Genomic DNA, 6,800 nt, shown 5'->3' on the forward strand with positions numbered 1-6,800 from the left:
TCCGGGCAGAGGCGAAGACCTTGACCTAGCGCCCGGTTCCGCCGTAGACCGTGGCTGCGTCGTCGCCGTCGAGCCCGAACGCTCCGTGGACCGCCCGCACGGCCGTGTCCAGCAGCTTGGCGCTGGTGACCACGGAGATGCGGATCTCCGAGGTGGAAATCATGTCGATGTTCACTCCGGCGTGGTGCAGTGCCTCGAAGAACCGGTGTGAGACTCCGGGATTGGAGCGCATGCCGGCGCCGATCAGTGAAAGCTTGCCGATCTGCTCGTTGTACTGGATCGCGTCGAAACCGACCTCGTCCTTGGCCGCGTTCAGCGCGTCAATGGCTTCCTTGCCGTCGATGATCGGCAGCGTGAAGGAGATGTCCGTCCGTCCCGAACCCTTGGTGGAGATGTTCTGGACAATCATGTCGATGTTGGTGTTCGCGCCGGCCACAATCCCGAAGATTTCCGCGGCCTTGCCGGGGATGTCGGGAACGCCCACCACGGTGACCTTGGCTTCGGAGCGGTCATGGGCGACGCCGGAGATGATGGGCTGTTCCAAGGGTTCTCCCTCTTGAATCTTGATCTTGTCATCGGGGCTGGGCAGGACCCAGGTTCCCTCGTGCGAGCTGAAGGATGAGCGGACGTGCAGGGGCACACCGAAGCGCCGGGCATATTCCACGCAGCGAAGGTGCAGGATCTTGGCGCCGGAGGCGGCCATTTCCAGCATTTCCTCGCTGGAGATCTTGTCGATCTTCTGAGCGGAGGACACAACGCGGGGATCGGCGGTGTAGATGCCGTCAACGTCGGTGTAGATCTCGCAGACGTCCGCGCCGAGTGCTGCGGCCAGCGCGACGGCGGTGGTGTCCGAACCGCCGCGGCCCAGAGTGGTGATGTCATGGCTGTCCCGGCTCATGCCCTGGAACCCGGCGACGATCGCGACGTCGCCCTTTTCAATGGCTGTCTTGATCCGGTGCGGCGAGACGTCAATGATGCGTGCCTTGCCGTGAATGGCATCAGTGATCATTCCGGCCTGGCTGCCCGTGAAGGACTGGGCGGAGCCCCCTCGTTCATTGATCGCCATGGCCAGCAGGGCCATGGAAATGCGTTCGCCGGCGCTGAGGAGCATGTCCATCTCGCGGGCGTTTCCGTCGGTGGTGATCTGGCCCGCCAGATCCAGCAGCTCATCCGTGCTGTCACCCATGGCGGAGACCACCACCACCACCTCGTTGCCGGCGGTGTGTGTATCCATCACGCGTTTGGCGACGCGCTTGATGCCTTCGGCGTCGGACACGGAGGAACCGCCGAATTTCTGAACAATCAGGCTCATGCGTACACGCTCTCTGAATCACTTCCGGTTTGGTGCCCGGCGACGTCCTTGGCGCGGTGCAGTCGATGTCAGCCCCGGCAGTCCCGGGAAGCCGGGGCCGCAGAAGCTGCGGCCAACCATCAAAAGTCTATCGTTGCGCCCCGAACGCGCCGAAATAGAAGGGACACATGCACTTAATGTCACGTTCCGCGGCGGAGGCCAGGAGCTAGGACATGCTCCGTCGGCCTTCAAATGCCCGGCCCAGCGTGATCTCGTCGGCGTATTCCAGATCTCCGCCCACCGGCAGCCCCGATGCCAGCCGGGTCACGTTGATGCCCAGGGTCTTGAGCATCCGGGAGAGATAGGTGGCCGTGGCTTCGCCCTCAAGATTGGGGTCCGTGGCGATGATGATTTCCGAAATTTGTTCATCTGAGAGCCGGCTGAGCAGTTCCCGGATGCGCAGCTGATCCGGTCCGATCCCCGCAATCGGATTAATGGCGCCGCCGAGGACGTGGTACCGGCCGCGGAAGGACCGTGTGCGTTCCACCGCAATGACGTCCTTGGATTCTTCCACCACGCAGATCATGGTGGGATCCCGGCGCGTGTCACGGCAGATGGCGCACGTTTCCTGCTCGGTGACGTTGCCGCAGATCGTGCAGAACTTCACCTTGTCCTTCACCGTGATGATGGAGGACGCCAGCTTCCGCATGTCCTCCGGATCAGCTTCCAGAATGTGGAAGGCAATGCGCTGGGCTGACTTGGGGCCAATCCCCGGAAGCCGGCCCAGCTCATCAATCAGTTCCTGAACTGCGCCTTCGTACACGTGACCTTCTCTGCTGGATGGATGTGCGCCGCCGCTCAGGCGGCACCGGTGCTGCGGGTTGTCTCTGCGGGCCAGCCGCGGAATCGGGCGGCGGGCCAGCAAAAACGGGAGGGCTAGCGGCCGTCCACGCTGCGTTCTTCGATCAATCGGCCACCCAGAATCCGCTCGATGGCTTTCCTGCCCACCAGCCCGGAATCTTCCAGCCGGATGTCATCCGCGCTGGGGATGTCCTCCACCAAGTTTACGTTGCTGCGTCCGGCGGAGGGGTTGGGCGAGCCGCCGCGTGCGGCGGCTTCGTTGAGCAGTTTTTGATAGCGGCTCAGCGGCCGGCCGTCATTGTTGCCGGGGCCCGGGCCGGACGCGTGCGGCGCTGCCGGCTGCGCCTGCGGGCGGGCCGGTGCTGCAACGGACGACGACGACGATGACGACGACGCCGCCGCGGCTCCCGGACCGGCCGACGCCTGAGCAATCGACGCCGAAGCAGTCGAGGACGGCTTGCCCCCGGACGCAGGAGCAGCCTGGCGCCCTGCGTTTCCGGTGTTGCCAGCGTTGTCGGCGTTGCCGGTGCTGTTGCCGCGTGCGCTGTCGGCAGCCCTGGCCGGCGAAGAACCGGTTCCGGCCCAGTTGGTCGCTGCCCATTCGCTGTCCGACAGGTTGCCCGCCGAATACACGTCCGCCGGCGGCTCGGCCTGTTCCCAGGCGTTGCTTTCGGGTCCTCCGGCGTAGGGGTCCTCGGGCGGTTCCTGCTGCCAGTCTTCGGGCAGCGGTCCGGGCGCGGCAACAGGCTTGTTTCTGGCACTGCTTGCCGCGGACTGAGACGGCGACTGACCCGCCGACTGAGCCGCGGACTGCGGCGGCGACTGACGCGGCGATGACGACGGCTGATCCGCCGCGGAAGGACCGCCCTGCTGGGGTTGCCGGGATCGCTGCGGCTGCTGAGCATCGGCGCCCTGCTGGGGTTGGGTGCGTCGCCGATTCAGCGCGGCAGCGGCCGCGGGTCCGGACACAACGGCTGAGGAACCGTGGGCGGGTCCTGCCTGTGACGGCGCAGATCCAGCGGCTGCTTTTGGCGGCGCCGGAGCTTCAGCGGCTGCTTCAGGTGCCGCAGAAACCGGCGCAGAAGGAACCGGCGAAGAAGAAACAGGTGATGCGGGAGCCGTTTCCTGCCGGACGGCGTGTTGTTGCTGGGACGGAGCCTGGACCTTCGCGGAAGCCGGCGCCGGGGTTAACCGGCTACCTGCTTTTGGGCCCGACTCACCCGCCGAACTGTCATGCACCACGTTGACCTGGCAATCCACGCCAAGGACCTGGTTGACTGCCTTGCGGAGGTTCTCCAGGTGGTCGGGGCGGTTGAAGTTGGTGGCGGCGCCCTGGTTGCTGAAGGCCAGTTCCAGGATTCGTCCGTTGAAGGACTTGGGGCTGGCGTTCTTGCTGACGTTGAGCCAGGTGGCACGGCGGATTCCCGTGAGGGCATCCATGATCTCAGGCCAGGCCCGGCGGATCATCTCAATCTGCCCGCCGGCATCGCCTGATTCAGCAGCAGCAGGCTGGCCGGCAGGAGCCGGCGCGGATGTGGAGGCCGGTGCCGCAGAATTCCCCGGCGCAGAATTACCCGGCACGGACTGCCGGGCCGGCGAAGCAGCGGGTGAGGGAGCCGCCGTCTGGTGACCACGGTCGGGAGCAGCTGCAGAGGAACCAGCATGTGCCCCAACCCGGTCCGCGGCAGGTGCGGACTGCCCCGTTCCAGCGGTTCCGTGTGCAGCTGCCTGCGGCTCGGGGGCTGTTGCCCAGGTTCCGCCCCAATCCAGGGGCGAACTCTCCGACGGCGCAGCGGCGGCTGCCGGTGCTGCTTCCGGCCCGGACACATGTGGCTGCGTACCGATGGCCGAACCGTTCGACGGCGAAACCGTCGGCGCGGCCGGTGCGTCCGCTACAACCGCGGGCTCGTCCGCCGTCGTCGGTGCAGCCGGAATGGATTCCACCGGGGATGCTGCTGCGGCGGCACGTCCAACGGCCTCGGTGCTGTCACCGGCGTAGCTGAGCCGGCGTTCAATCCGGTCCACCCGGGCAGCTGTGCCGCGCTCGGTCTGGTCGGCGGCGGGCAGCAGGATGCGGGCGCAGAGCAGTTCCAGATGCAGGCGCGGCGAAGTGGCGCCCGTCATCTCGGTCAGTGCGGTGTTGGTGATGTCTGCCGCGCGGGACAGTTCGGCACCGCCAAGCTGGGTGGCCTGCGTGCTCATCCGGCTGATCTGGTCTTCCGGCATGCCGCGCAGCACTGCGGCGGCGCTCTCCGGCATGGCATGGACGATGATCAGGTCCCGGAAGCGCTCCAGCAGGTCCTCGACAAACCGTCGCGGGTCCTGTCCGGTCTGGATGACGCGGTCCACCGCACGGAAGACGGTGGCGGCGTCGCCGGCGGCAAAGGCGTCGACGACGTCGTCGAGCAGTGAGATGGGGGTGTAGCCCAGGAGGTTGACGGCCAGTTCATAGTCCAGTCCGGACTCTCCGGCGCCGGCCATCAGCTGGTCCAGCACGGACAACGAGTCACGGACGGATCCGCCGCCGGCGCGGATCACCAGGGAGAGGACGCCCGGGGCCACCGGCACGTTCTCCTGCTGGCAGAGCTTGTCCAGGTATGCCAGCAGCGGTTCGGGCGGAACCAGGCGGAACGGATAGTGGTGGGTGCGGGACCGGATGGTGCCAATGACCTTGTCCGGTTCCGTGGTGGCGAAGATGAACTTGATGTGCTCCGGCGGCTCTTCGACGATCTTCAGCAGCGCATTGAAGCCGGCAGACGTGACCATATGGGCCTCGTCAATGATGAAGATCTTGTAGCGGTCCCGGACCGGGGCAAAGGTGGCGCGTTCGCGCAGGTCGCGGGCGTCGTCGACACCGCCGTGGCTGGCCGCGTCAATCTCGATGACGTCCAGGCTGCCGGATCCGTTGCGGGCCAGTTCAACGCAGCTGTCGCACTTGCCGCAGGGGACCGGCGTCGGGCCTTCGGCGCAGTTCAGGCAGCGCGCGAGGATGCGGGCGGAAGTTGTTTTGCCGCAGCCGCGGGGGCCGGAGAAGAGATAGGCGTGATTAACGCGGTTCTTGGAGAGCGCCGCCATCAGCGGCTCCGTGACGTGCTCCTGCCCGATCACATCCGCAAAGCTCTCGGGACGGTAGCGGCGGTAAAGAGCTGTACTCACAGATAGAACCCTATCGGTTGGCACTGACGGTTTGCATCCCGGCATTTGGGGCGGGGAAAACCTGTTGGTCCTGAAAAAAATTAAAGACCCCTCATGCACCTGCCAGAGCCCGCTTACCCTTGCTACCTTCCGGTCCTGGGGGAGTTCACAGGATGACACCACATGAGGGGCCGCGAACCAGTCTACCCGATTTTTGGAGTGCTTTTGCGGCACCCGGTTTCAGGGCGCTGCGCAGCGGGTCGGCGCTCGGTCCGATGCTTCTTGGCGTGCCTATACGCATCCTCTATATGCAGCCCTTATAGGGGATGCACTGCAGCAGTCCTGGCGTAGCGGTACATGTCACGCCAATGCCCTCCCACCTTCTGCCAGGAGGGCAGCAAAGCCTCCCTTGTATAGCCGGCTGCCTCGGCGGTGCGCCAGGAGCCCTCATTCCACGGCTCTATATACAGTTCAACCCGCGGCAGCTGCACCCCTGTCAGTGCCCACTCGGTCAGCAGCTCCAGTGCTGCACGGGCGTACCCCTGCTTGCGGTGGGCGGGACCAATCCAATACCCGATGGTGTTCGGGTTGCCGGTGCGGCGGGACGACTGGCCCGGCCACAGCCCAATCTGCCCCACGGCTTCACCGGTGACGGCATCTGCAATGGCAAAAGACCAGCCCGCTCCGCTGCTCAGACGGTGATGCTGGCGCTCGATGAAGGCCAGAGCCTCGGCCTCCCCGGCAGGAGCCTGCATGCCGCCGTCCGATTCCGGCGCAGCGGGAACCGAGGTGATCAGGGGAATCAGCGGATCCATGGACGCGGACTGAATGAGGACGACGTCGTCAGCCGTGAAGGCGCGGAGCGTCACCTGGGGAATCGGCGCCCCGGTGGTTGTCGGTGCCCCGGCAGAGACAGGGGAGGGCTCTGTAAGTGCGGGGCCTGTCCGAGTGAGGCCTGTTCGCCTGGGGCCTGTAAGGACAGGGAGCTTCAGGGGGAGGGGACGAACCTGTCTGCCGGCCGGGGGCATGGTGCTCCTCTTCCTTGTAGTACGTCGTCCTGATCGGGGATCCTGCTGTTTGCTGCATTGTCTCTACCTTCTTATCCCCTCGGGTGCCGAAGCGGCCACCAAGGCCGTTGTTGCGGGTTCCCTCTGGTGGGAGGCAGGGCCGAATGCAGGGCGCCCTTTCCGGTGTTGCAACGCGGATTTATTTGCTGCCTGAAGGCGGGCTTACCGCCCGCCGGAAGCCGATTTGCGCGGGTCCCCAACCCCGTGTAGAGTCTTCTAAGTCGCCGCGGCCGGGAGTTGCAAAACATCCTGAGCATGGCGGCCAAACCCCACCAAAAACATTCTGGTGATCCTGCCTGTGCCGAGTGCACGGACACGGAAAGCCGGGGCTTTTGCGCGGGTTCGTCCGGCCGGATGAAACGGTAACCGGGAATTATCCCGAATTGCCAAACACGGTCCGGATGAAATAGAATAAAGAAACACTGCAGCGAAGAGAAAAGAAAAAC

Annotated in this window: 4 protein-coding genes and 1 other RNA gene; all 5 read right to left on the reverse strand. The window is 65.3% G+C overall.

Annotated elements, in window-relative coordinates; all coding sequences use genetic code 11:
* Nucleotides 1–25 precede the first annotated feature (25 nt).
* Entirely contained in the window at nucleotides 26–1,312 is a 1,287-nt protein-coding gene (locus AC4D2Q_RS06325; RefSeq protein WP_490945677.1) for an aspartate kinase, read from the reverse strand.
* Nucleotides 1,313–1,517: 205 nt separating this feature from the next.
* Nucleotides 1,518–2,114 (reverse strand): recombination mediator RecR, encoded by a 597-nt coding sequence (gene recR / locus AC4D2Q_RS06330; RefSeq protein ID WP_400929581.1) that lies wholly within the window; start codon nucleotides 2,112–2,114, stop codon nucleotides 1,518–1,520.
* Between the two features lie 113 nt (nucleotides 2,115–2,227).
* Nucleotides 2,228–5,308, reverse strand: a complete 3,081-nt coding sequence (locus tag AC4D2Q_RS06335) for a DNA polymerase III subunit gamma and tau (protein ID WP_490945678.1) — start codon at nucleotides 5,306–5,308, stop codon at nucleotides 2,228–2,230.
* A gap of 79 nt (nucleotides 5,309–5,387) precedes the next feature.
* Nucleotides 5,388–5,483: signal recognition particle sRNA small type (ffs, locus tag AC4D2Q_RS06340), an RNA gene on the reverse strand.
* A gap of 121 nt (nucleotides 5,484–5,604) precedes the next feature.
* Nucleotides 5,605–6,156: a GNAT family N-acetyltransferase gene (locus tag AC4D2Q_RS06345; RefSeq protein WP_490945679.1), complete on the reverse strand. Its 552-nt coding sequence runs from the start codon at nucleotides 6,154–6,156 to the stop codon at nucleotides 5,605–5,607.
* Nucleotides 6,157–6,800: the final 644 nt, after the last annotated feature.

The organism is Arthrobacter sp. TJ-178, assembly GCF_058269275.1.